The organism is Polaromonas sp. (assembly GCF_039930745.1).
Lineage (GTDB): Bacteria > Pseudomonadota > Gammaproteobacteria > Burkholderiales > Burkholderiaceae_C > Polaromonas.
In genome coordinates this window covers 189,960-212,108 of the sequence record NZ_JBDTTH010000001.1, presented here as the reverse complement: position 1 = coordinate 212,108, position 22,149 = coordinate 189,960, and the positions used below count along the sequence as shown (strand labels likewise).

The following is a 22,149-nucleotide window of genomic DNA, read 5'->3' as shown; positions in this document are numbered from 1 at the left end:
GTCTTCCTTGCAGGAGCAGGCCAGCGGGCTGTCCCAGGTGGTCAGTGTGTTCCGGCTGGACAACAGCCAGGCGGTGCATTACGTGGCACCGCCCCAGCGCACGGCACCGGCCCGGCAGCACGCACAGCCACCCAAGGCCAGGCAGGCGATTGCAGCGCCGCGCAGGTCAGCCCCATCGGCACAGCCCCAGCTGGTTGCGGCGGGTGGTGAGTGGAAAGAGTTTTAAAGGCTTGAGCAGGCGAAGAGAGGCTGGGTGCCGTGAGCGGCCCGGCCTCTCCCGCGCAGCCTTCCGGCTACAGCGGCCTACAGCGGCCGCACCGGTATGCACAACAGGCAGCGGAAAGCGCCTGTTTTTTCGTCCACCACAAAATCACCTTCGTGCAGCTCCAGTGAGGGTTTGTCATCGGCCTGGTAGCCGCTTTGCGGCAGCCACTCGCCGAGCAGGCGCATCCATGCGGCGTGAATGGTTGCACCCGTGCCAGTGAAGGGTGCGCAGGCATAACGTCCGCCGGCAAAAGTCTGCACGCCGATTTCGCCCTGCGGCTGGAAGGCGGCATCCACCTCAAAGCAGCAGTCATAGCGGCATTTGTCGGCGGGGGTGACTTCCGGGTCATCCTGGACGATGCCGTAAATCCGTTCCGGGTTCAGCCCGTGCTGCCCGAGCCATGCCCAAAGGCGTTGCCAGGTGGCCCCAATATCGGGGTGGCCATAGGGCCCGGTATGGCGCATATAGGCCAGGCGAAGGGCGGGCAGGGTCTTGAGTTCGACTTGCATAAGCATTCCTTTTTCAGTGATGGGCTGACCCAATGGCCAGCTGTCACCATCTTGCGGAAACCCCGGGTCGGCGGCTTGATTCGCCTTGCGCACCTCTTGATGAATCTTGCTCAGTTGTTCGCGCTGGCTGGCCGACCAACTGCGCCAGCCACCGCGCCGCCACGCGGTAGGTGTCATGCCGAAGTGCGCGCCAAAGGCCCGTGTGAACACTTCGGCTGACGCAAAGCCCACCTCCAGAGCCACCGCCAGCGCAGCCTGGGGCGGTGAAGCCAGCAGGCGCTGTGCTGCTGCTTCCAGCCGCAGCCGGCGCACGCAGTCGGCCAGTGTCTCGCCCGTCATCGCCTGAAACAGGCGGTGGAAGTGCCAGGGCGAAAAATGTGCCACGCCGGCAAGTGTCTGCAGGTCCAGCGTGCCGTCCAGGTGCGTGCTGATGTGGTCCACCACACGGTTGATGCGGGCAACGTAGGCACGCCTGTGGTCGGACGGATTCACGGCAGCTCCGCCATGAACGCTTCAGCCTGGGCCAGCATGCCGGCCCGAATCGGTTTGAACACCCGCTGCGGAAAACCATCCGGCAGCTCGGCCGCCACGCGGTCCAGCGCGTCGGGTACCTGCAGCACCAGCGCCACCATGTGGTCAAACGCATCGGGCACGCCGCTTTGCTGCGCCAGCAACTGCCAGTGGCGGGTGCGGATCTCGTGCAGGTGGTGGTGCGTGTTTTTGCTGCCCAAGTTTGAGCGAATGGCCATGGCCAGCTTGGCGCGGCGCGGGTGCAGCTGATTCGGCCCCGTGCCCATGATGGGCCAGACTGACAGCACGTCATACAGCGGCGTCATGCGGTAGCCGCCACCGCGTTCCAGAAAGATAGAGAAATTCTTCGCGTGGCCGTCGGTGGCGGCCATGAGCCAGAAGGCGAGCTGGGCCATGGCAAAGCGCAAGCCGTCTTCCCGCGGGTTGTTTCCAGCAGCAAGCAGTGCCAGGCTGGCACGTAAGCCCGGGCCGCCATTGCTCTCGTACTTCAGCTCGCCTGGTTGCCCGCTGGCCTGGCAGAAATCTTCCTGAGGAAGGCGGGCTATCCAGCGATTGCCTTCGGCCCAACGCCTGTCAAAGCGCTCAACAATCAGCACCTTCTGCTTGCCGAACTGTCCCATTTCAGTTGGCGCTACTGTAAAACCCATGGTGGCCAGCAACGTGGCGCAAAGCCATTCGTTCTCTACCGAGTCCGACATGTCCGCGCGAATGTTGCCCACCAGCCCGAGCGGCAGTTTGAAAATATGCGTGGTGGGAGTTGCACCTTCCGGCAAATGCCAGTGCTGGCGGACGCGCAAGAGCGCAGTTTTTTCCTGTGCACCGGCGATAGAGATGCGAAAAGCGTCCGGCAGGAAAGGCTCCGCCACGTCGTCATTGGTCACGTCACGCAACAGGGCTTCTACCTGGTGCTCGGTCAGGGGCGTGCTGTCAATGCGGTCATGCGGTGGAGGCGTCTCACCGGCGGGCATCAACTGAACAGCGCCTACACAGTCACGCCCAATGGCCGCCAACAGGTCGGCGGCGCGGGTTGAAGGGCTGCCAAAGCGGCGCCGCAGCCGGTCCCTGATGTGTTGGCTGTCAGGCAGCAGATTGTCGAAGTAGTGTTCTACCTTGGCGCCCATCACATCGCCTCCGCCCGCAGGCAAGGGAAGCGAGACCGAGAGCGGCCGTGCATGGGGCGATTGCAGCCAGACGTCGTCATACCGCAGGCCGGGTGTTCCGGTACGCGTCCAGAACCAGACGCCCACACGCTGGCCGTTCATCCATATGTCCAGGTCAGCAAATGCCATGCTTACCAGTCCGCCGGTGGTTCGCCAGCCTTGGCGGCGGGTGAGGGGGCTGCATCGGCGTAGCGCTGGGTGTCTGCAAGCAGCAGCCGCGTGTCCAGCGCATGCAAGACCTGCAGCAACTGGTCCAGGCTGACGGCACCCGGATTCTTCTCGATGTCGGCGATACGCACCTGCTTGACGCCAATGCGTTCACCCAGCGCAGTTTGCGTCATGCCGCGTACCTTGCGGAGTGATTTCAGATGTACCGACAGCTGGGCTGATGTCTGGATGGGGAAGGTTTGGAGCTTGTTCATGCAAATACCACCTTTAGGGGATATTTACACTTTATTGTACAAAGACGATACTGTCAATATATCGTTTAAAGACGATTTAGTAAAAGTCATGGCCCGGACCTGAACGGTTGTCATTGCGGGCTTGATCCGCAATCCAGTACCGAGCCACCGGCAAAAGTCAGTGCGTTGCGTTCAGTCTTGCGGGTGGCAACCCGCCCAAGGGCGGGCGCCGTGGCGCTCAGCCTTGCAGCGTGCGCCTGAAAAGATCAAACAGCCGCTCCCAGTGCCTTTCGGCAGCCGCCTGGTGGTAAATGCCTTCGCGTTTGGGAAAGACAAAGCCGTGCTCGGTGCCCGGGTACCACTCAATGCGGTGCGGCGTGCCACCAGCCACCAGCGCCTGCTGCAGCGTGTGCACAAGCTCTGCCGGTGCCCAGCGGTCGGTCTCGGCGCAGGCGAAATAGCTTTCGCAGCGGATCATGGGCGCCATCAGGTGCGGCGAGTCGTTCCGGTCGGTCACCAGGTTGGCCCCGTGAATGCTGGCAATGCTGCTGATGCGCTTGGGCAGGGCAGCTGCGGCCGCCATCACAAACGGGCCGCTCATGCAGTAGCCCACTGCGCCCACGCGGCTGGCATCGGCCTGCGGCTGCGCATCCACAAAGCGCAGCAAGGCCTCGGTGTCCTGCACCACCATGGCATTGGTCAGAGAATTCATGTGCTCAAACATCACGGCCATCAGCGGCTCTGTGCGCTCGGTCAGCCAGAAGTCGCGCGAGCGCCGGTAGTACAGATTGGGCAGAACCACGTAATAACCCACTGCCGCAATGCGACGCGCCATGTCGTGCAGCTCTTCGCGCTTGCCCGGTGCGTCCATGTAAAAAATCACCACCGGGTGCGGCCCGCCTTCTTCAGGGTAAACCACAAAACTGTTCATCGCGCCGTCGGCGCCGGGGATGTCTATGTGCTGTTCGATCATGGATAAGCGCTAAATAAAGTGGAGAACCAGGCCCAGGCCGTAGAGTACCGCGGCTAGCACGATGCCCCGAAACGGTGTGCCGAACCAGTAGACCTTGCCCACCACCACACAGGCCAGCAGCAGGAGCAGGCCAAGTCCCAGCAGAAACCACGAGTCGAACAGAAAGGCGCCGTGCCACAGCGAAAGATAACCATACACCAGACCGAACAGAATGGCCCCGAAGGAATGGCTGTAGTTAAAACCGATCCAGGCCCGCCACATTGTTGTCTGCTGGCTGATCACGGGCGAGATCGCCATCATTCCGGCCTTGAGCCCGGGGTCGCACGGGTCGAACTTGTTGCCGTGGAAGGTAAAAAGCAGATGCGCGAGCCCTAGCGACAGCAGGGTGGCTGCGCTGAGCGCGATGAGGACGGACGGCAGGTTCAGGGCCATGGCTTTAGCCTGCCTTGCGGATCGTGCCTTGCGCGGCGGCGCACAGGGTGCGCTCCTCACCGCGCAGTACAAAGATGTCGCAGCGGCACACGGCCTGTGTCTTGCCGCTGCCCACCACGGTGGCCACCGCCAGCAGGCGCTCGGCATCTTTGGCCGGGCGCAGGTAATTGATCTTGAACTCTGACGTCACCGCGTCGCCCAGCACCGAGCCGCCCGCGAACGTGAGCGCGTTATCCGCCAGGTAAGACAACACACCGCCGTGCACAAAGCCGTGCTGCTGCAGCAGCCCCGGCACGACCGGCACAGAAAGCTCGGCCAGCCCGGGTGTGAAAGCGTCCAGCCTGGCATTGAGCATGGCGCTGAACGGCTGGCGGCTTATCGCATCGCGGCCAAAGCTGAGCAGATCGGCAGGGGTTCCCAGATCAGCCTGCATGTTGCCTCTTGGGGAAAGGCGGGGCCAGGCGCCGGCCACCGGCCGCCAGCCAGTGCAGCAGGCGCGTCCGCGCCGGCCAAGGCACCGGCTTGGGTTCATTGCCCAGCGACGCCTGGGCTTGCGACAGCGCGTCTTCCACACAGGCGTCATGCAGATGGCGCACAACCAGCGGCCAGCTCAGCAGGGCCGGGCCGCGCGTATTCATCTCGATGCGGTGCTCCAGCACGCAGTGCACCGGGGTGGCCTCCAGCACCTCGAAGCCGTGCCAGCCGTCAAAACCTGTGGGGGCGGTGAAACGGAAGCGGATCGACTGGCCGGGCTGGTAGGCCTCGACCACGTAGCGGATGGGTCCATGCCCGCCGCTGGCGCCTACGCCCAGCGGGCGGTCGAACTTTATGCGCGGCCAGGCGCGCCCGGGCCACAGCGCATCGGCGGGCGAGGCCAGCGTGTCGATCAGCGCACCGACCCGCTCAGGGCTGGCATGTATCAGACGTTGATGAACGTTCACGACTTTCATGGGAGGAACTCCTTGAAGAAGAAAAAAGGCTCAGGCGGCCACAGCCATCCAGGCCGCGTGCTCCAGCGCCGCCCGCACCTTGGGCGCGACCGTGGGCTGGGGCTGGCTGATCCACCGCTGCGTGAGCGACACCGCCGGCGAAAAAACCAGCGCCATCCACACATGAAAAGGCATGGCCCGCATGTCGCCCGCTTCCACGCGCTGCGCAATCCACGCGGTCAGCGCGGCAAACGCGTTGGCATTGGCGGTGTCGGTTTCTGCCTTGCCCGCGCCTTCGCCCGCCCCGCCAGAGGTATCGCCGCTGCGTCGCAATTCGTGCAGCAGGCGCGCGCTCTGCGGGTTCTGCAACACCCACTGGATGTAGGTGCGTATCAATCCCTTGACGCCTTTTTCCGCCGTCTGCGTGCTGGCCCGGCCGCTGATGGGCGGCAGCAGGGCTGCATGAAAGTCCCGCAGGATGTGGGCGTACAGCGCGTCGGCCAGTTGCACCTTGGTCGGGAAGTGGTGGTACAGGCTCCCGTTGCTGACCCCCGCCTCCAGGCGCACCATGTCCATGGACGCCGCCGTGAAGCCTTGCGCCAGAAACACGGTGGCGGCGGCCTCGAGCAGCCGCTCGCGGGTGGAAGCGGTCGCTGGAGCAGTGTTGGGCGGGGTGGTCATGACTGGAGTATTACTCTAGATCATTACTCTGTCAAGCCCAGATCAGTGCCGGTGAACGACCCGCCGCCGGCCAGCCATGCAAATTGGCGACAATGCACAGCAGAAAGAGAGATCACCATGCCTTTGCCATTTGCCGACCGCCTCAACAACGTAGAAACCTCCGCCATCCGTGAACTGTTCAAGCTGCTGGGCAAGCCCGGCATCATCAGCTTTGCTGGCGGCTTTCCTGACAGCGCCATGTTTGACGTGGCAGGCATCCAGGAAGCCGTCAACCAGGCACTGACCGAAGAGCCCGGCGCCGCGCTGCAGTACGGCGCCACCGAAGGCTACAACCCGCTGCGCGAACAGCTCGCCGCCTTCATGGGCAGCAAGGGCGTGAGTGTTGAGCCCGACGGCCTGATCGTCACCACCGGCAGCCAGCAGGCGCTCGATTTGCTGGGCAAAACCATGATTGGCCCCGGCGACAAGGTGATCGTCGAAGGTCCGACCTTTTTGGCCACCATCCAGTGCTTCCGCCTCTACGGCGCAGAACTCATCAGCGCGCCCATCGACGCCAACGGCGTCAAAACCGACGAGCTGGAAAAGCTGATGGCCGAGCACAAACCAAAGTTCGTCTACCTGATTCCCACCTTCGGCAACCCCAGCGGCGCCTTGTTGAGCCTGGAACGCCGCAAAAAGGTGCTGGAGCTCGCCGTGAAGTACAACACCCTGGTCGTCGAGGACGACCCGTATGGCGACCTCTACTTCACCGCAGCACCCCCTCCCAGCATCCTGAGCCTGTCGAAGGATGTTCCGGGAAGCAGCGAACTCATTGCCCACTGTGGCAGCCTCAGCAAGGTGCTGAGCCCCGGCCTGCGCGTCGGCTGGATGATCGCCCCCGCCGAACTGCTGGCCAAGGCCACCATGTGCAAACAGTTCAGCGACGCCCACACCAGCACTTTTGCCCAGGCCACCGCCGCGCAATACCTCAAGGCCGGCCGCATGCCCGCCACCCTGGCCAATGTGCGCAAGGTGTACGGCGAGCGCGCCCTGGCCATGGGCGCCGCACTCAAGCGCGAGCTGGGTCACGCGGTGGAGTTCACGCAGCCGCAAGGCGGTCTGTTCTTCTGGGCCCGGCTCAAGGGCGCAGGTGGCAAGACGAAAGATGCTGGCGAGTTTGCCAAGAAGGCGATTGAGCAGGGCGTGGCGTTTGTGCCGGGGGCGCCGTTTTACGCCAGCAAGCCGGACGTATCTACCTTCAGGCTGAGCTTTGCTACGGCGGATGTGGGGAAGATTGAAGAGGGTGTGGCGCGGCTGGGCAAGGCGCTGTAAAGCCGCAACGCTTTATTACGCCCATCGCCTGGGTTTGTTTCGGCCGGCCTACCTCAGTACAGTTAACCCGGCACTGAAAATTTTCCCCGCAAGTGCCAGCTTGGCCTGTGCAGTGGAACCATTGAGTGTGGCCTGATTAACTTGGGCCAGCAAGTCGTTCAGGTGGGCAAGGGCGCCTGGGTTTGGTGCGGGGACGACGATCGCGCCGTTGTTCATCTGGTCCAGCTGGGCTTGCAGTTTGGACCTGAGCAGTTCCAGATCGTTCTTCTTGTCCTCCAACTCCAGCGCCAAGTCCGGCGATGGGTTGTCGTCCAGGGCAAGATCCAGCAAGGCAATGGTTTGTTCCACCGCTTGCAACGCAGTAATCAGTCGCAGTTTTGCGTAGTTGACGGGCATGATGGTTCCTCGGCAAGTGGGCTAGTTTTTGGGATCCGACGGATTGGTCGGGTCAGTTGCCTTCAATTGGGCCTTGATGGCAGCCTGCAGATCACTGGCGGACTGGGCGGTGGCGTCATTGCTTTCCAGAGAAGCTTTGAAGTCGGACCTCACCTCGCGTGCAAATGCAGCCAGGAACTTGGCCCGCTCCGATGCACTTTCCTTTTCAGCGAGCGAGCCTAGCGCGCTCGCCGTGTCCCTGAGTGCCGCCTTGTAGGTGTTCAGCGCCGTTTGCGTGGCCAGCAACTCCTTGCGGCGGTCTGCTTCCAGGATGGTGGATTTCGCCTCGATCAGCACCAGGTCGTCGCGTAGCGCCGTCAGCTCGCCCGACAGGGCCTTGATCTCGGCCCATTCTGTGGCGGGCCGCGCATGCTGCTGCATGTAGACCTCGCGTGCCAGCGTGGCCGCAAGCCTCGCATTGTGGGCTTCGAGCGAAACAATCAGGTCAGCGCGCGCACTGGCAATCGTCTTGCTCTGCGCTGCCACTGCAGCAAGGTGGCCTTGCAGCACGCCGGCATTGCTGCCGCTTTTTTCGGCGAGTTCATACACCGCTGGTGGCGTTTGGCAGGCTGCCAGTGCCAGCAGGCCAGACAGCGTGAGCGCCGTGAGAGATCTCCGGATGCAGGATGACTTCATTTGGACACTCCTATGGCCACCGCCGTGAACCCGGCCGCCTTGACCAGCAGGTCTGCAATTTCAGCAGGCTTGACACCGCCGCTGTAGTAACCCTCCAACTCGCCAGCCGGTATGGCCACCACGTTCTTCCATTGCTGCAGGTTGGCTTCCTTTTCAATGACAGCCTTGCGGTACTGCACGTCCAGGATGTTGAAGTCATCGATCACAGGCCTTTGGGCGATCAGGCGAACCTGTAGGTAAGCGGCCGCAGCTTCATACAGCGCGCGTCGCGCGCCAGCCTGGCCGTCTTTCAGCCCGCCCTTAAAAAGCGTGCGCCAGGACTTGCCCAGCACGCATGGCTTGATACGCTGAGCGGCTTTGCCTTCCACCGTTACCACGCATACCGGGTCGTTGTCAGGGCCCTCAAATGCAATGGTGTCGCAGGAGTGGTTGGGATGGGGCTGGTTGCTGGCTGCCAACACAAGGTTGCACAGCTGGTCGCTGTAGCGGCGCCACAGGCGGTCTTGCTGAACGCTGTTGTCGACTTTGCGCTGCAGTGCGCCCAGCCTTTCTTTTTCAAGGTCGGCCAGGCGGTCATCACGCTCACCCAGCACCAGCAGGTTGTTTAGCGACAACAGCAGGTGGGAAACCGGCACCTGTCTGGACGCGGCCCTGGCAGCCTCCACAGAATCCGCCAACGAGGGCAGGGTGGCCGCAATTTTTGACGCGGTCTCCAGGTCCGGGTTGCCGGCAACCGGCTGGCCGCTGGCTGCGCTGTTCAGCAGGTCAAGCAGTGCTTCAGCGTGGATGCGGTGGGCAGATTCGGGCGACGCCTTTTCAAGGGAAGATAGCAGGTTCGCCAGTTTCTTGGCTTTTTCATTGAGGTCTGCCTCGGTAGCGGCGGCGTTCTTTGTTTTGTCGGCATTGGCTTTGGCCGCCGCCGCGTAGGCCGAACGTGCGAGCTTGATGTCACCCTCGAGTTTCTTGGCGGTCTTGGCACGGGTTGCAGCTTCCGTCTTTGCTTGCTCCAGGTCCTCTTGAGCGTCATTGCGAACGCAAGCCCGCAGGGAACCTGCACAGTGGCCCAGGTAGGCCGTGTAGATGGCGGTAAGAGAGGCCTTGTCCGTCGCGGAAAGGTCTGCTGGTGCCATGATGGTGAGCGGCATGCTGGTACTGCAAGCTTCTGTTGTCGTAAAGCCATAAACAGCCATCCGCTGCCTTTCTCTTTCAGCTGTCTCCGCATCGGTTTTTTTGAGAGCGGGACATTGACCTGCCGTCTTCAGCTCCAGCATGCTGCCTTCACCGCGTGCGGCCTTCATTTTTTCGATAGCCACCTGATAGTGGCGCGCAATGCTTTGCTCGCTTGAACTCATCTGGATCACCGAGAGGCTGGCCGACTGGTTGGCCAGGGTCTCAATACCTTTGACCTCCTGTTTCAGCATCGCTGCGAGGTTGTCGTTCTCGGTCTTGGTGATGGCCTGCACGTCGACCAGGTCAATGTTCTTTTTAGCGGTCGTTGCCGTTGCGGCCCGGTCGGGTTGGTGAAGATACATGCCCTGGCAGCCGGCCAAGGCCATTAGTGCCAGCGACACCAGGGGCCAGGCCGGCATGGCGTACAAGCTATTCGCAGGCCCTGTTTGCGTGAGTTTTTGCGTTCCCATTTCATCCTCCTTGTTCTTTGTGCCGGGCCGGTGGTTTCATTGGCCGGAGCGGTGAATTTTGTCCTGCTCTTTTTATTTTTCTTGTCCGTTTTCTCTTACGGTTCATCGGCAAGCTCGCCGACAGGTACCGAAAGCAGGCTGCCCGGCTGCCCGCCATCTCCGCGCGAACTCAGCCGTGGTCCAGCAAGGCCCAGGTCTTGGGGCCGACAATGCCATCCGGCACCAAGGCCCGGGATTTCTGGAAAGCGCGCACGGCGGCCTCCGTGTACGGGCCGAAGTATCCGTCGACATCGGTCTGCAGCTTTTGCTGGAGCAGGGCGACAAACTCTCCTGTGGTATTGCGGCGTAAAGTGGGGTTTTTAATACCCCCCACCTGCGTTGCAGGTGTCCACGCTGGAATCAGTGGAGGCTGCGTCACGGTGCCGGCGAGGATGGGGGAAACCTCCGAGCGGAACACATCCATGTCAAAAGGCGGATCTGTCTTGCGACCCGGAGGCAAGGCATATTCCTTGTGACCCGCGCACATCGTTGCCGGCCTCCCGATGTGCTTGAGAATGGCTGCCGCACCCCTGCGGTAGGCATCCATCTGCACATCCGGCCAATGGTCCGCACCCAGCCCGGTGTTCTCGGCCTCGATGCCGATGAAGTTGGAGTTGCCGTCTTTCAGGCCCTGCCACGAGCCGGAGCCCGCATGGTTGCAGCGGCCCGCGGCAATCACGTAATAGGTACCGTCGCGGCCCAGCCCCAGTTGCGACAAGGGGCCTTGCAGATCGCTTCGGCCTTCAATCAATGTCCTCAGTGAAGGCATGTTTCCATCCCTGGGGCCAGCCGTGTGGTGGCAAAGAATGCCCAGCACATCGCCCATTTCCGCGCGGCCGCGGTTTTGCCAGCCCGGAACCTCGGCAACCTTGAGCCCGGCATTCAGCAATGTGTCGGCAAGCCATGTGAGTTTGTAGGCCATATCAGGCGACGCCTCCCCTGGCTGCCGGTAATTCTTCGTCGGGTGTGGCGTCGCTGATGGCGGCGTCGCACCCGTCCTCGGCGTCATGGTGCGCGATATTCACCGGGCCTGCTGATGCCAATGTTGCGCCGGGGACGCTCAGTTTTTCAGCCAACCACGGGGCCAGCACGTGGCTGAACATGCCCACCATCAAGCCTCCGACAAAATCCTCGACCTTGATCGCCACCGGCAAGGTAATCGAAGAGGTCGCGCGGGTGATTGCGATGATCAGCATGGCCAGAATGGCGCCCATCAGGCTGGAGGCGAACATGCTCCAAATCAAGGCTGCGGTTGTCTCTTCGATGTTTTTGGGCTGGGAGCGCAGCAGTGGATAAAGACGGGTGAAAAGCGTTAGCAGCAAAGCGCCCAGGATGCCGCCGCATATCACCGCGGCCGGGGAGGACAGCATGGTGACGGGCTGACGCGTGGCCGCCTGCGAGTTGTCGGCCCAAGTGGCGTCTACCATCACATCGTAGGCCTGCGTCGTGTGGAAATAGCGCTGCCAGAGTTCGCTTTCCGTGGGCTTCAGCTGTTTCCGCAATTGCAAGGTGTGACCCGGCGGAATGGCTCTGAGGCCCGCAACGTCGTCCGAAATGTTCAGGACGTCGTAAGCACTGGCTAGACGGCCTATGGGGATGACCTGGATGCTCAGCGGCGTAATGGCGCTGCCACCCGTGGCCGCATTGTTGCGAATCACCAAAATGAACTGCAAAGGCTGCCCGAAAACCGCGGTCTTGTCCGCATCGATCGAGAGCGTTGCCATTGACGCGCTGGCGGTTGCCGTTTCCGCCCTGGCCGGTATTGCCAGCAGCGCGGTCAGCAAGACAAGGCAGGTCAGCACGGAGGTGGACAAGCGCCTCATTTGCCGCCTCCGCAGGATTTAAGGGCCTGGCGTGTGCGATCAAGTAGGCCCCGGGATTTCGCGAGGGCTCCGGGAGGGGCGCGGCCGGCGAAATCATCTATGGCTTCACGTGCGCTGATTGCCATGGGTTTGCAGGCCGAGCTGCAAAGGCTGGTTTTCAGGGCAGCATCCGTCGCATTGGCAGCATCCTTGAAGTTCCAGCTCGAGCAACTGGCAACCGCCCGCACCCAGATGTCGTAAGTTGCCGGGTAATAGGTTTCCACCGGCGCCCTGTACATCCAGAGCACCACCGGCTCCGCCGTGTTGACGATTTCATAACCATCCATCAGGAAATGAACGCCCTCAAGATAGGTGATGCGCAACGGGCCGGCAGTTGGTGGCGGTTTCACCGGACTCGCCAATTCACTCAGGTACCAGGCGCGGAACTCGGCCTCCTGTTTTAGCCAGTAGGCGGCCGCCCCCGAGTCACCTGAGGCCTTGAGTGTGGCGGAAGTCGTACGCTGGAAATCCGCAACCTGTTTCAGTACCTTGGACAGGTGTTCGGGGTCCGCGGTAAGGGCGTCATCGATGTTCGTCTGCATCGCGGCGTCGCGGACACAATTAGCCAGGGCGACGGGTTGATTTCTTTTATAGGCGGTGTTGGCCAGAAGTTCCAGGATCGCCTTGGCCTTTACGGTAAAGGCTGCCGGCCAAGTTGGGGGACACAGTGGCTGCGCCTTCGCCGACTGCGGCGTCACAAGGACGGCGCACAGTGCAAGCTGTGCGAGGCCGATAGAGGTTAACGCGTTCGTCCTCATGTCTTCTCCTTTTCTAACCGCACTTCCAGAGCATTGCCCTCTTTGTTGGGTGATTTTTTTTGAAGTCTATTCCTCGCTTCGGCGGTCGTCCTCCTCTATTTGAAGGATGCCGGAGGATTATTTTTACGATCAGCAAGCTGCGTTGCCAAGCCGCGGGCAGATGACGCATTGGCTTTCTGGCTGCGCGGGGGCTTGCAGCGAGATTTTGTGAAAAGTCCATGGTAGTTGGCTGCGGCTCAAATCAGTAATAAGCCAGGCAAGGCCTCGACCAACGTGCAGGCAGGTGGTTCAAGCTCGTCTTGGAATGCCAGGGCGGCACGGCAACCAGCGCGGGCCTGGCTTACTTTTTTCCAAGCCATCAGCAAGGCCATGTCATCCGGCGACCGCACTCCCGCCGCAACCCGAAATGAACAAGAAGGAAAGGTTCCGGCTAAAGGTCGGCCTGTTTTTCTGGGCTCGGCTCACGGGGGCCGGTGGCAAGACGAAAGATGCCGGTGAGTTTGCCAAGAAGGCGATTGAGCAGGGTGTGGCGTTTGTGCCGGGGGCACCGTTTTATGCGAGTGAGCCGGATGTGAGTACCTTCCGGTTGAGCTTTGCTACCGCCGATGTGGCGAAGATTGAGGAAGGGATGGTCAGGCTCGGTAAGGCTGTCGAGTGATGAAGAAGCAGCTGGCGTTCGCTGCAGCCTTGATCAGCGCAGCGGCACTTGCGCAGACCCCGCGCGCTACTGGTGACAATGTCGCAACTGCTGCGGCTCCCGCCCTGGCTTCCTACGCCCGGCCGGAAGCGCCGTTGAATCCGGAATATCCACCTGCGGCATTGCGCCAGGAGCAGCAGGGCCAGGTGATGGTGAGGCTGCGGGTGCTGGCCAGCGGCGCCGTGACAGATGTCCAGGTGCGCTCCAGCTCCGGTTATGCCTTGCTCGATGAAGCGGCGCTCGCTTACTTACGCGGGGCCAGGTTTATTCCGGCGCGGGATCGCAGCGGGCTGCCCGTCGACAGTCTGGTCATCGTTCCGATCCGCTTCGTACTTGAGGATTAGCCGTCCAAGAGAAAAGAACGCAGATATACCCAGCTTTGCTGCAGGCGCTGATCGGTGAACTGTTTTTCCGGGGTTGACTCCCGGGGCGAACGGCAAGACGAAGGATACAGGTGCGTTTGCGAAGAAGGCCATCGAGCAGGGCGTGGCCGGTCCGCTGCCCAGCCTGGTTGCGCGGAATGGACAAACCCCTAAAAAAAGGCCTGCTGCACATGTGCAGCAGGCTTTCTCGTTTTGTGAATTGACGGCTTGCTCAGCTCGCAGGCGGTTCATCCTTGTCGGCAGTGTCGGCGTCAGTCTCCGGCGTGTCCGTGGTCTGAATATGCGGCTTCTTGCCGGGCTGCACGGCATGTTCTGCGCCGGGAGCGATCTCTTCGCCGCGGTGTTTCTTTTCCTGCTGGACTTTTTTGTCGTGGGCAATGTTGCGCGGGTCAGTCATGGGAGTCCTGTGGTGGTGTTGGGGATGCAGGGCCTGTATGAACCTGTTCCTTCACAGTGCGCGCCTCGCCACCCCCCGCGCTACCGCTGCAACACCTGAGCTCGTGTGGGAGAGGTACCACGCCATAAGACGAGGGGAATGCGGCGCCGGGACAACATTCGCGCTCAAAATTTGGACGAGCCGTCCCCTTGTCAGAGAGGCCGTGATCTCTGGTTAAGATCAAAGAGACAGGAAACAGGGGCGCCCCTGCCTCAGCTTCGTAGAAGCCTTGATTTGTCGAGGCCACTAAGCAATCGGCTTTTCATTGCGTTACGGTCGTTCTGCGACTCTACTGACATCATCAAGGTAACAGCCGACCCAATAACTTCACGTATGCTAATCAAATCGCGATCGTTAAGTCGCGAAAAAAAGTACAACTGCATTAACTTGAAAAAAATCAATTCAGCTACATACCGATTGTTTTTATGAGCATCTAACAAGCTTTGCAACGCCTTAAATCGGCCTGAAAATTCCAAATCGACAGACAGAAAAGTACTAGTTAATTTTTCAACGGTACTCGCTGCGGTTTTAATGTGATCTTCAATAATAAGTTGAAGTTTTGCCGTACCAAGCGATTCTGCGGCTAGAGACATTATTACGTTAGGCGCAAGCATTTTTAGAAGATAGGCAGCAAGAGTTGGATTCCCTGTCGGGAGGAGACTGCGGAGTACATCAAGTCCTTGATTTTCCTTATCCTTTGAGTCCACAGAAAGAATGACCGCAATCATTATCTCGGACCAACATTGAGCAAATTGCTTGTAAACCGAATGCTTCAACGGTAAGTCATTAACTAGCTCCGAATTTCGAAGCACCGCGGATCCAATTCTTAATGCTTCCAGATATTTTCCAACTGATCCGGTAAGCCGTTGGAGACGTATCTCTTCCACTTCATTTGGCCCGCGGAATCTTGTCTGTTCGTCAATAGACTCCAGGATATCCTCCCGACTCTGATCGGTAGGTCGGTGTTGTTCTATCGCAAGGGCTAAGTCTCCCTCTGGATGGTCAGGGTTCGGACTTTCCTTCATGGAAATGGTGTCAAAAACCTTCAAGTCGCTTGCTAAACCTGATTCCCTTCTAAAGCCTTGAACGATGGCCGCAACACGCTCCAAAACCTCGCGGTTGTCGCGATGGCGACCGGTAAAGTAATCGAGCTCTTCCCCCAATGACAAGAAATGCTCTGGGTCGAGCGCTTGTTCCATGAGTTCGGTAGATTCTTGCAGGCGACTAGAGAGAAAAAAGGCGCGAATGCTGTCAAACATAAATGTGACGTCGCTGCCTACTTCAAGAAGTATTCCTTTCCTTTTTAACTCGGCCAGAAATGGGCCAGAGGGCGCTAGCAGGCCTTTCGCTCCAAAGTAATTCACGGTGAACGCATCAAGCCCATGGCTGCTGATACGTCGGGAGTCTGATTTATACAAGTGCTCAGCAAGAGCTGCGAGAAAATGCCGTTTAATACTTGCATCAAGTCCAGATCGGTCTTTGCTTTCCGAAAGTTTTTCCATCACGCCATCAATTAGAGCGTCGAGAATTTCGGCCTGATTCACAGGCGCGAACTGAACTTGCTTTTCGCGTATCCAAAGCAGAGCTGAGATCAGGAATGGGGATCTCGGGATATTGAGCCTGGCGAGCAGTGATAGCACCTCATCTACTTTGGCAGATGCTTCCATAGGTGTTTCGTCATACCATTTTTGCGTGAGTTGCCGCGTCTCCTTCCGACCAAAGGGGTGTAGATAAAGGACGTCCAGCTCGTCAGTTAACTTTGGAAGCTGAGTTACGGAAAGCGAGTACTCGACTTCCTCATTCACAGAGAAGAAAAAGCGACATTTCGGAAATTCGGCACATAGATCTCGTACGGCTTTCAGTTGCTTTGATCGAGCACTTTTAATATTGTCAAAACAAATCGCTATAGATCCGGAGCCCAATAAGCCAAGAAACTCCGATCGTCTGTATGCGCCACGTCCAAAGGACGTAATAGATTCAAGTATTGCAGCGCGCGTTTCTCCTGTCGATTCAAGATCGATATAAGCAGCAAACGATGGAAAATCCGACTGGCCAAAATCAAGACTCAAAGAGCAAATGTGATGAAGAAGCGTCGTTTTTCCGATGTCTTTGGTCCCCACGAATAGGGTACTTTTTCGCGTTGCTAAAACATCTTTGAGGGGAAGGAAGACTGCATTTCCACCGTTTGACTTTTCTGCACTGAATTGGCGAGGAGACACCTTGCTAATGGGAGGGTCAACGAAAATTGAACGTAGAGATGGCGGGGCAACAGTGGAAACTAGTGTGGAAAGCAAATGACCATTGAATGAAGCATGTAGCGCTTCAATATATTCATCGGAAGGTAGTACTGGGACATTCTGCGCGGCATTGTTTCTAACTCGGAAAAAAGTTGAATGTCCGTCGGGGCCAAATCTCAAGGCCTTGTCGAAGCTTTGCCTTCCTTCTATATATTCTCTGGAATCCACGTCCCACTTCTGAGCAAGATGATCAAAGCGCGTAATGCAGTAACCGTTGAAATACTCTCGACTTTGATAAAGGCAACCAGCATTGCTCACGAAGTAGTTGTTGGACGTTCCTGAAATGCTTTGTGCATCTGGTTCATGGTTGTGCCCATGAAATAGACCGTCAAAATGCAGTAGTAATTGCCTGTGTAGATTTCTAGAATCCTTAAGCCTCATCCAGCTGATTGGGTGATGCATTAGTGCGAGTTTGAGATCTACTCCATCTAATGCACTAACAATTTCGTCAATTTGTTTGCCGCTTACGAGAAGTTTCCCGTAGTCTCCATCGGACTCTGCACCAGTCGCACACCAGGCTGTGTTGATTTCGCCGATCCCGATGCTTATAGATCCCACCTTGAGTTTGAAGGCTCTGTAATGATTATTTTCCAAAACAGGTGACGCGCGTCCTAGGCTGTTTATAAGATCGTTGTATTTTTCTAAGCCGGTTGCAGGGGTATTGGCCTGCGTGGCTTCATCGAGATACTGTGTTTGAGCTTCGTTTGTATCAAGTGTTTCGCGTGAGCGAGCAAGATTTTTTGATTGCAGTTTTAGATTTACGTCATGATTCCCCGGGACGACATACAGCCTTTCCGCTGGAACATTTGCAGCGAGCAATAGCGGTTTTAGGAATTCATCTTTCGCTGCTTGAATATTTTCCTGAGAATACCCGCCCTTCGCGATAAGGTCCCCTGTGAAGAAGACTAGGTCAAATGCGCCATTCGTGAAGACTTCAGTTCGGATATCTGCGAAAAGAGCCTTTAAGACGACTTTCTGATCACGAAGAATGCTGGTATCTATATGCAAATCGGACAGATGCAGTATTTTCATCTTGTCTTCCAAGTTTTTTTAGGTCATTTTTCAAAATTGCCTCGCGAGCAATTTTTGCGATAGCAGCGCACGTCGAGGGTCCGCTTAAGTTTAGACCGAACCTCGCGTCGTCGCCTCCTCTAAGTGGAGGGGATTCCACTTGGTGCTCGGCTCCCACGGTGCAGCACACCTGAACGGCAAGGTTTGCATCTGGTAATGTTGTGAAAGATGAGCCTTCCGCACACGCTAGCCGTAATCAGTTCATGCCGATGAATCCTGCCTGGGAGAGGTCCAGGAGATGCTTTGGTCGGTGGCTAGGTGCTCACACAACGCGCCGAAACCAAAGCAGGGATAGAACCCCCGCCACCAGCGCCAACCCCGCCGACAGCAAGGCCAGCAAGGCCGTGACCTCCGTCTCGCGCGTTTGCACCTGCACCCGCGAGCCCAGGTTCTCGTAGACGCTGCGCAGCGCTTCCGCGGTGCCCGCCTGGTGGTACTCACCGCCGGTCATGCGTGCCACTTCGCGCAAAGTGGGTTCGTCCAGTTGCAGGTAGATGGGCATGCCTTCGGGCATCGCCCCGGGGCCGCCCACGCTTCCCAGGCCGATGACGTAGACACGCACGCCCCGGTCGGCGGCCATTTTTGCCGCTTCCAGGGTGTCTACACCCGTGGTGCGGCGGCCATCGCTCAGCAAAATGATCGCCGCGGAGTTGTACGAGCCCGGTGCCACGGGGGTGATCTGCTGGGGCGGCGGCTTGGCTTTGTCGTCCAGGCTGCGCCCGCGCCGCTTGCTGCCGAAGGTCATTTCTTCGAGGTCGATGCCCTGGTCGGGGAACAGCTCGGCCAGGCTGGTCACGATGGCGCTGCCGACTGCTGTGCCAATCTGCATCTGGAACGCGTCGATCGCCTTCACCAGTGAGGCGCGGTCCAGCGTGGCGGCCTGCGCCACCTGGCTGCTGCCTGCAAAGGTGACCAGCGCGACTTCAATGTTCCTGGGCAGGTCGCGCAGGAAAAGCTTGGCCGCCTCTTGCGCGGCTTCCATCCGGGTGGGCTTGACGTCGTCCACGCGCATGCTGAGGGAAACGTCCATCGCCAGGATGATGGTGGAGCGAGCCCAAGGCAGCGGCACCCGCGCCATGGGGCGCGCCGCGGCCAGCAGCAAGCCCGTGCATGCCAACAGAAGCAGGGCGGGTGGCAGGTGCCGCCGCCACTGGCGCCCGGCAGACGCGGCGCGAACCATGCCAATGCTGCTGTAGCGCACGGCCAGCTTGCCTCTGCGCCGCAGCAGCCAGAGGTACACCACCGGCAGCAAGGGCAGTGCGAGCATCAGCCAGAGGTACGGGGGCGACAGGAAGAACATGGAGCCCTTATCTTCCTCCGGAAGCGGCCGGCGGGCAACTTGTTCAGCGCTTCCCCCAGGCCCGGCCAGAGGCAGGCCCGTGCCGGCTGCGTGAGGGCCGGGTGGTCAAACGGCTGCTGAACCGGACGAGCCGCTTGGTTCGTCCTCGCCAATCGTCCCAAGCACAATATCTCCGGCCGGAACAAACCTGTTCATCACAACGCCGTCTTTTGAAACCTTCGAGGCCACCAGCCGGAGTGCGCCGGGCTTTGCACCGTTTTCAAACAGCCGCTTTCCATGGCCAAGAACTACTGGGTGCGTCCATATGTTGTATTCGTCAATCAGCGACGCGGCTTGCAGCGTTTGAATCAGATTGCCACTGCCGATGATTTGAAGGTCGTGTCCGGGCTGGGCCTTGAGCGCGGTGATGGCTGAAACGACGTCACCGTCGAGCACGGATGAGTTGTTCCATCGCAATGACTTCAAGGTGCGGGAGGCCACATGCTTTTTTGTCGCGTTGAACGTCTTCGCGATGGGATGGTCGGCTGGCTGGAGGGGCCAATAGGCTTCGAATATCTCGTAGGTTTTGCGGCCAAGTACGAGCTCTCGATTCTTGCCATCGAAACCCGCCGCGGATATATCCGCCTCCGGGTCCACGAAGCCGAACATCCAGCCGCCCAAGGTGAAGTTTTCGGTGGGGTCTTCGGTCGGCCCGCCTGGTGCCTGCATGACGCCGTCCAGCGATGTGAATGTGGACGCAATGAGTTTTCTCATTTAGCTCTCCTGGGGTTGCATGATATTTGTGCGCAGCGCGGTCACTGGTTAATTTCCGGTTCCACCAGCTGCGCCAGCAGCATCAGTGACTGTTGCCAGCCCACATAACACTGGTCCGTCGGAATCATGGAGGGAATGCCTTCCTGCACGGCGTGAATCTCGACCCCCGCCGACACGGCCTTGAGGGTGATGGTGGTCACCATTTCCCCGGGCAGGTTCTTGTCGTCGAAGGCGCTGGTGTAGCTGATGCGTTCGTTGGGCACCAGCTCGAGGTATTTGCCGCCGAATGACATCTCATGGCCTGTGGTGAAGTTGAAGAACGACATGCGCCAGCCGCCGCCCAGCTTGACGTCCATCTGGTGGACCTTGCCGGTGTAGCCGTTCGGCGGCAGCCATTTGGCCATGGCATTGGCATCAAGAAAAGCGCGGTAAACCCGCTCGGGGGTGGAGCGCAGCACGCGGTGAAGTTTGACTGTGTTGGTGGACATGATCGATTCCCTTAATGAAGTGCAGAGGAAAAGCCCTCTGACCATACGACGATTCGGCGCGCCCGGAATCGACACGCAGTGGCAGCAAAGGCCATAAAAACTGCAACAAAGGGCAACGGAAGCTGCCCCGCCCAGCCGTCACCTGGCGCTGATGGCTATTAAATTCATAGCTGCTTTGGCATAGCCTATAAGGGCTGGAGGCCAATTTGTCTCTGAGAAGAAGGAAAATGGGAGAAAAGGGGGTGGATCCCGGCTCAGGCCGGGACGACCGAATCTATCGCGATGACGGGACCCATTGCAGTGACGGGTGCCATCGCCCCACCGGCAGGATGATGGGGGGAGCTACCGCCCCCGTCAGGTCAGTTCGCCGCGAAGCAGTAGAACTTGCCAGCGCCGCCCGTGCGGACCAGCGCTTCCTGGCTGCAGCCGGCGGACTGGTGCGAGAAGTTCCATGACGTGGACCAGTTGTCCGCATTGGGGCCGGCGCGGTCATGGTGGCCCACGATGGCGGAACCGTCAGTCGAACTTGTCCAGGCCTTGCAGGTGGTGTCGGTCTGCGGTGCAAACGCGGTGCCGTCTGCGCGCGAGCCCGTCAGCATGTCATGCTCATTGGGTGCGTCGCCCCGGCCCTTGACCCCATTGCCGCGCTCGTCGAGCGCCGTTTCCTTGCCGAGGCTGTTGCCGTTGTGCAGGTGCCCGATGTCGCGCGCAACAAGCATGCCTTTGGCGTTGAACCACGGGCCTGCGCCTATGCGGTCGCGTGCATTCGTGGCGGCCGTGCCCGGTGTGGTGGCAGAGGGCAGGGTGGGGGGCGTGCTCAGGTAGGCGCGCCAGGTCTTGCCGCCGGCGCCGGCAGCGCTTGCCAGGCGCTGGCAGTGCGCGTCTGCGCCAGCCAGGCCGCCCAAGTCGGCACCCTTGCCGCTGCCCGCGCTGGTGACAAAAAAGCTCATGGGGCCTGTGGCCGGTGAAGTGGCACAGGCGGCCAGCAGCGCCAGCGTGGCGCCGGCGGCTGCAAGGTAGTGAAGTTTGCGCATGATGGGTTTCCTTTCGGTGGTTGGTAACTAACGGGTGAACGGGTGAAGGGATGAATGGATGAAGGGATGAATGGGCGGATCAATCAATGGATGAGACGGGTCATTCAATTTTGATGTTGCCTGCCTTGATCACGCGTGCCCACTTGTCGATTTCCGACTTCTGGAACGCGCTGAGCTCGGCGGGTGACATGCCAGACGGTTCGATGCCCTGGGCCACGAGTTTTGATTTGACCTCGGGGTCGTTGATGGCCTTGATCATCTCGGTGGAGAGCTTGTCCACCACGGGCTGCGGCACCCCGGCGGGCGCGAAGATGGCCTGCCACGACACAATCGCAAACCCCGGCAGTGTTTCTGCCAGCGCAGGAACCTCGGGCAGCGCCGCGGAGCGTTTTTCAGAGGTGACGCCCAGCGCACGCAGCTTGCCGGCCCTGATATGCGGCAGTGCCGGCGCCAGGTTTTCAAAAATGACGTCGGCGCCCTGGCCGCTCAGGATGGCATTGAGCGATTCCGCGCTGCTTTTGTACGGCACATGCACCATCTTGCTGCCGGTCAGCTGCTCGAAGAAAGCGCCCGACAGGTGCTGCGAAGTGCCGTTGCCGGACGATGCGTAATTGATCATGCCCGGCTTGGCCCTGGTAGCGGCTATCACGTCTTGCAGCGACTTGTAAGGGCTGTCTGCACGCACCACCAGCACATTGGGCATGGAGCCGATCATGGTGATCGGCTGGAAGTTTTTGACCGGGTCGTAGGGCAGCTTCGAGTACAGGCTGACGTTGATGGCATGCGAGCTGATTGTGCCGCCCTGGATGGTGTAGCCATCGGGCGACGCCTTGGCCGTGAAGTCAGAGCCCGTGCCGCCGCCGGCGCCGGGCTTGTTTTCTATGACGAAGCTGGTGCCCAGCGCCGGGCCGGCCTTCAGCGTCACCAGCCGGGCCAGTACGTCCGTGGTGCCGCCCGGGCCGAAGGGCACGATGTAGGTGATGGGTTTTGCCGGGTATTTGTCCTGCGCCAGGGCTGGCGAGCTGGCGAGGGTGAGGGCAGCCACCGCGGTGGATGCGGCGAGAAGGGCGCGACGGTGCATGGGATGTCTCCTTGTATTGCTTACACGTGACCCTCAACCCAGCTGCT

At 59.7% G+C, this 22,149-nt stretch carries 23 protein-coding genes and 2 pseudogenes; 4 read left to right on the top strand and 21 right to left on the bottom strand.

The features are described 5' to 3' along the window. Positions 1 to 226: pseudogene (locus tag ABI660_RS01105) on the top strand (methyl-accepting chemotaxis protein); the annotation flags it as partial. A 77-nt stretch (positions 227 to 303) separates the two neighbouring features. Here the strand turns inward: ABI660_RS01105 and ABI660_RS01100 are convergent. From ABI660_RS01100 to ABI660_RS01065, 8 genes are all read right to left on the bottom strand, one after another. Next, positions 304 to 1,266 carry an AraC family transcriptional regulator gene (locus ABI660_RS01100; protein WP_348064075.1) on the bottom strand — a complete coding sequence of 321 codons (963 nt, stop codon included), beginning with the start codon at positions 1,264 to 1,266 and terminating at the stop codon, positions 304 to 306. Continuing rightward, a complete protein-coding gene (locus tag ABI660_RS01095; protein ID WP_348064073.1) occupies positions 1,263 to 2,594 on the bottom strand; it encodes a type II toxin-antitoxin system HipA family toxin in 1,332 nt (443 codons plus the stop codon). The genes ABI660_RS01100 and ABI660_RS01095 overlap by 4 nt, the downstream gene beginning before the upstream one ends. A 2-nt stretch (positions 2,595 to 2,596) precedes the next feature. After that, entirely contained in the window at positions 2,597 to 2,887 is a 291-nt protein-coding gene (locus ABI660_RS01090) for a helix-turn-helix domain-containing protein (protein WP_348064071.1), read from the bottom strand. Between the two features lie 217 nt (positions 2,888 to 3,104). Next, positions 3,105 to 3,839 carry a dienelactone hydrolase family protein gene (locus ABI660_RS01085; protein WP_348064069.1) on the bottom strand — a complete coding sequence of 245 codons (735 nt, stop codon included), beginning with the start codon at positions 3,837 to 3,839 and terminating at the stop codon, positions 3,105 to 3,107. Positions 3,840 to 3,848: 9 nt separating this feature from the next. Further along, positions 3,849 to 4,271, bottom strand: coding sequence for a hypothetical protein (locus tag ABI660_RS01080; protein WP_348064067.1), 423 nt, complete (start codon positions 4,269 to 4,271; stop codon positions 3,849 to 3,851). A gap of 4 nt (positions 4,272 to 4,275) precedes the next feature. After that, a complete protein-coding gene (locus ABI660_RS01075) occupies positions 4,276 to 4,704 on the bottom strand; it encodes a PaaI family thioesterase (RefSeq protein ID WP_348064065.1) in 429 nt (142 codons plus the stop codon). Then, positions 4,694 to 5,221, bottom strand: coding sequence for an SRPBCC family protein (locus ABI660_RS01070; protein WP_348064063.1), 528 nt, complete (start codon positions 5,219 to 5,221; stop codon positions 4,694 to 4,696). The genes ABI660_RS01075 and ABI660_RS01070 overlap by 11 nt, the downstream gene beginning before the upstream one ends. A 30-nt stretch (positions 5,222 to 5,251) precedes the next feature. Then, on the bottom strand, positions 5,252 to 5,881 hold the full coding sequence (locus ABI660_RS01065; protein WP_348064061.1) for a TetR/AcrR family transcriptional regulator: 630 nt from the start codon (positions 5,879 to 5,881) through the stop codon (positions 5,252 to 5,254). A 123-nt stretch (positions 5,882 to 6,004) separates the two neighbouring features. Between ABI660_RS01065 and ABI660_RS01060 the strand changes: the two genes are divergently transcribed. Beyond that, complete coding sequence (locus tag ABI660_RS01060; RefSeq protein WP_348064097.1) at positions 6,005 to 7,192, top strand: PLP-dependent aminotransferase family protein; 1,188 nt, start codon at positions 6,005 to 6,007, stop codon at positions 7,190 to 7,192. A 48-nt stretch (positions 7,193 to 7,240) separates the two neighbouring features. Here the strand turns inward: ABI660_RS01060 and ABI660_RS01055 are convergent, their stop codons facing one another. The 6 genes from ABI660_RS01055 to ABI660_RS01030 form a co-directional block, all read right to left on the bottom strand. Continuing rightward, a complete protein-coding gene (locus tag ABI660_RS01055) occupies positions 7,241 to 7,588 on the bottom strand; it encodes a hypothetical protein (RefSeq protein WP_348064059.1) in 348 nt (115 codons plus the stop codon). 21 nt (positions 7,589 to 7,609) lie between these two features. Beyond that, a complete protein-coding gene (locus ABI660_RS01050) occupies positions 7,610 to 8,263 on the bottom strand; it encodes a hypothetical protein (protein WP_348064057.1) in 654 nt (217 codons plus the stop codon). After that, positions 8,260 to 9,903, bottom strand: coding sequence for a hypothetical protein (locus tag ABI660_RS01045; protein ID WP_348064055.1), 1,644 nt, complete (start codon positions 9,901 to 9,903; stop codon positions 8,260 to 8,262). The genes ABI660_RS01050 and ABI660_RS01045 overlap by 4 nt, the downstream gene beginning before the upstream one ends. Before the next feature lie 169 nt (positions 9,904 to 10,072). Then, complete coding sequence (locus ABI660_RS01040) at positions 10,073 to 10,864, bottom strand: N-acetylmuramoyl-L-alanine amidase (RefSeq protein WP_348064053.1); 792 nt, start codon at positions 10,862 to 10,864, stop codon at positions 10,073 to 10,075. A gap of 1 nt (position 10,865) precedes the next feature. Then, positions 10,866 to 11,726, bottom strand: coding sequence for a hypothetical protein (locus ABI660_RS01035; RefSeq protein ID WP_348064051.1), 861 nt, complete (start codon positions 11,724 to 11,726; stop codon positions 10,866 to 10,868). A 35-nt stretch (positions 11,727 to 11,761) separates the two neighbouring features. Further along, on the bottom strand, positions 11,762 to 12,562 hold the full coding sequence (locus ABI660_RS01030; RefSeq protein ID WP_348064049.1) for a hypothetical protein: 801 nt from the start codon (positions 12,560 to 12,562) through the stop codon (positions 11,762 to 11,764). 427 nt (positions 12,563 to 12,989) lie between these two features. Here ABI660_RS01030 and ABI660_RS01025 point away from each other — a divergent pair. Together ABI660_RS01025 and ABI660_RS01020 are read left to right on the top strand one after the other, a co-directional pair. Next, positions 12,990 to 13,220, top strand: a pseudogene (locus ABI660_RS01025) (aminotransferase class I/II-fold pyridoxal phosphate-dependent enzyme); the annotation flags it as partial. Next, the gene (locus ABI660_RS01020; RefSeq protein WP_348064047.1) at positions 13,220 to 13,603 is read left to right on the top strand and encodes an energy transducer TonB; all 384 of its coding nucleotides are present in this window, start codon (positions 13,220 to 13,222) and stop codon (positions 13,601 to 13,603) included. The pseudogene ABI660_RS01025 and the gene ABI660_RS01020, both read left to right, overlap by 1 nt. Positions 13,604 to 13,853: 250 nt before the next feature. Here ABI660_RS01020 and ABI660_RS01015 read toward each other — a convergent pair whose 3' ends face one another. The 7 genes from ABI660_RS01015 to ABI660_RS00985 form a co-directional block, all read right to left on the bottom strand. Further along, positions 13,854 to 14,039, bottom strand: a complete 186-nt coding sequence (locus ABI660_RS01015; protein WP_348064045.1) for a hypothetical protein — start codon at positions 14,037 to 14,039, stop codon at positions 13,854 to 13,856. A gap of 251 nt (positions 14,040 to 14,290) precedes the next feature. Continuing rightward, positions 14,291 to 17,419 carry a metallophosphoesterase gene (locus tag ABI660_RS01010; RefSeq protein WP_348064043.1) on the bottom strand — a complete coding sequence of 1,043 codons (3,129 nt, stop codon included), beginning with the start codon at positions 17,417 to 17,419 and terminating at the stop codon, positions 14,291 to 14,293. Between the two features lie 289 nt (positions 17,420 to 17,708). Beyond that, complete coding sequence (locus tag ABI660_RS01005) at positions 17,709 to 18,746, bottom strand: VWA domain-containing protein (RefSeq protein WP_348064041.1); 1,038 nt, start codon at positions 18,744 to 18,746, stop codon at positions 17,709 to 17,711. Positions 18,747 to 18,851: 105 nt separating this feature from the next. After that, positions 18,852 to 19,499: a dihydrofolate reductase family protein gene (locus ABI660_RS01000; protein ID WP_348064039.1), complete on the bottom strand. Its 648-nt coding sequence runs from the start codon at positions 19,497 to 19,499 to the stop codon at positions 18,852 to 18,854. Positions 19,500 to 19,540: 41 nt separating this feature from the next. Continuing rightward, complete coding sequence (locus ABI660_RS00995; protein ID WP_348064037.1) at positions 19,541 to 19,987, bottom strand: SRPBCC family protein; 447 nt, start codon at positions 19,985 to 19,987, stop codon at positions 19,541 to 19,543. Between the two features lie 359 nt (positions 19,988 to 20,346). Beyond that, positions 20,347 to 21,024, bottom strand: coding sequence for a hypothetical protein (locus tag ABI660_RS00990; protein WP_348064095.1), 678 nt, complete (start codon positions 21,022 to 21,024; stop codon positions 20,347 to 20,349). Positions 21,025 to 21,121: 97 nt separating this feature from the next. Then, positions 21,122 to 22,102 carry a tripartite tricarboxylate transporter substrate binding protein gene (locus tag ABI660_RS00985; protein WP_348064035.1) on the bottom strand — a complete coding sequence of 327 codons (981 nt, stop codon included), beginning with the start codon at positions 22,100 to 22,102 and terminating at the stop codon, positions 21,122 to 21,124. Positions 22,103 to 22,149 lie beyond the last annotated feature (47 nt).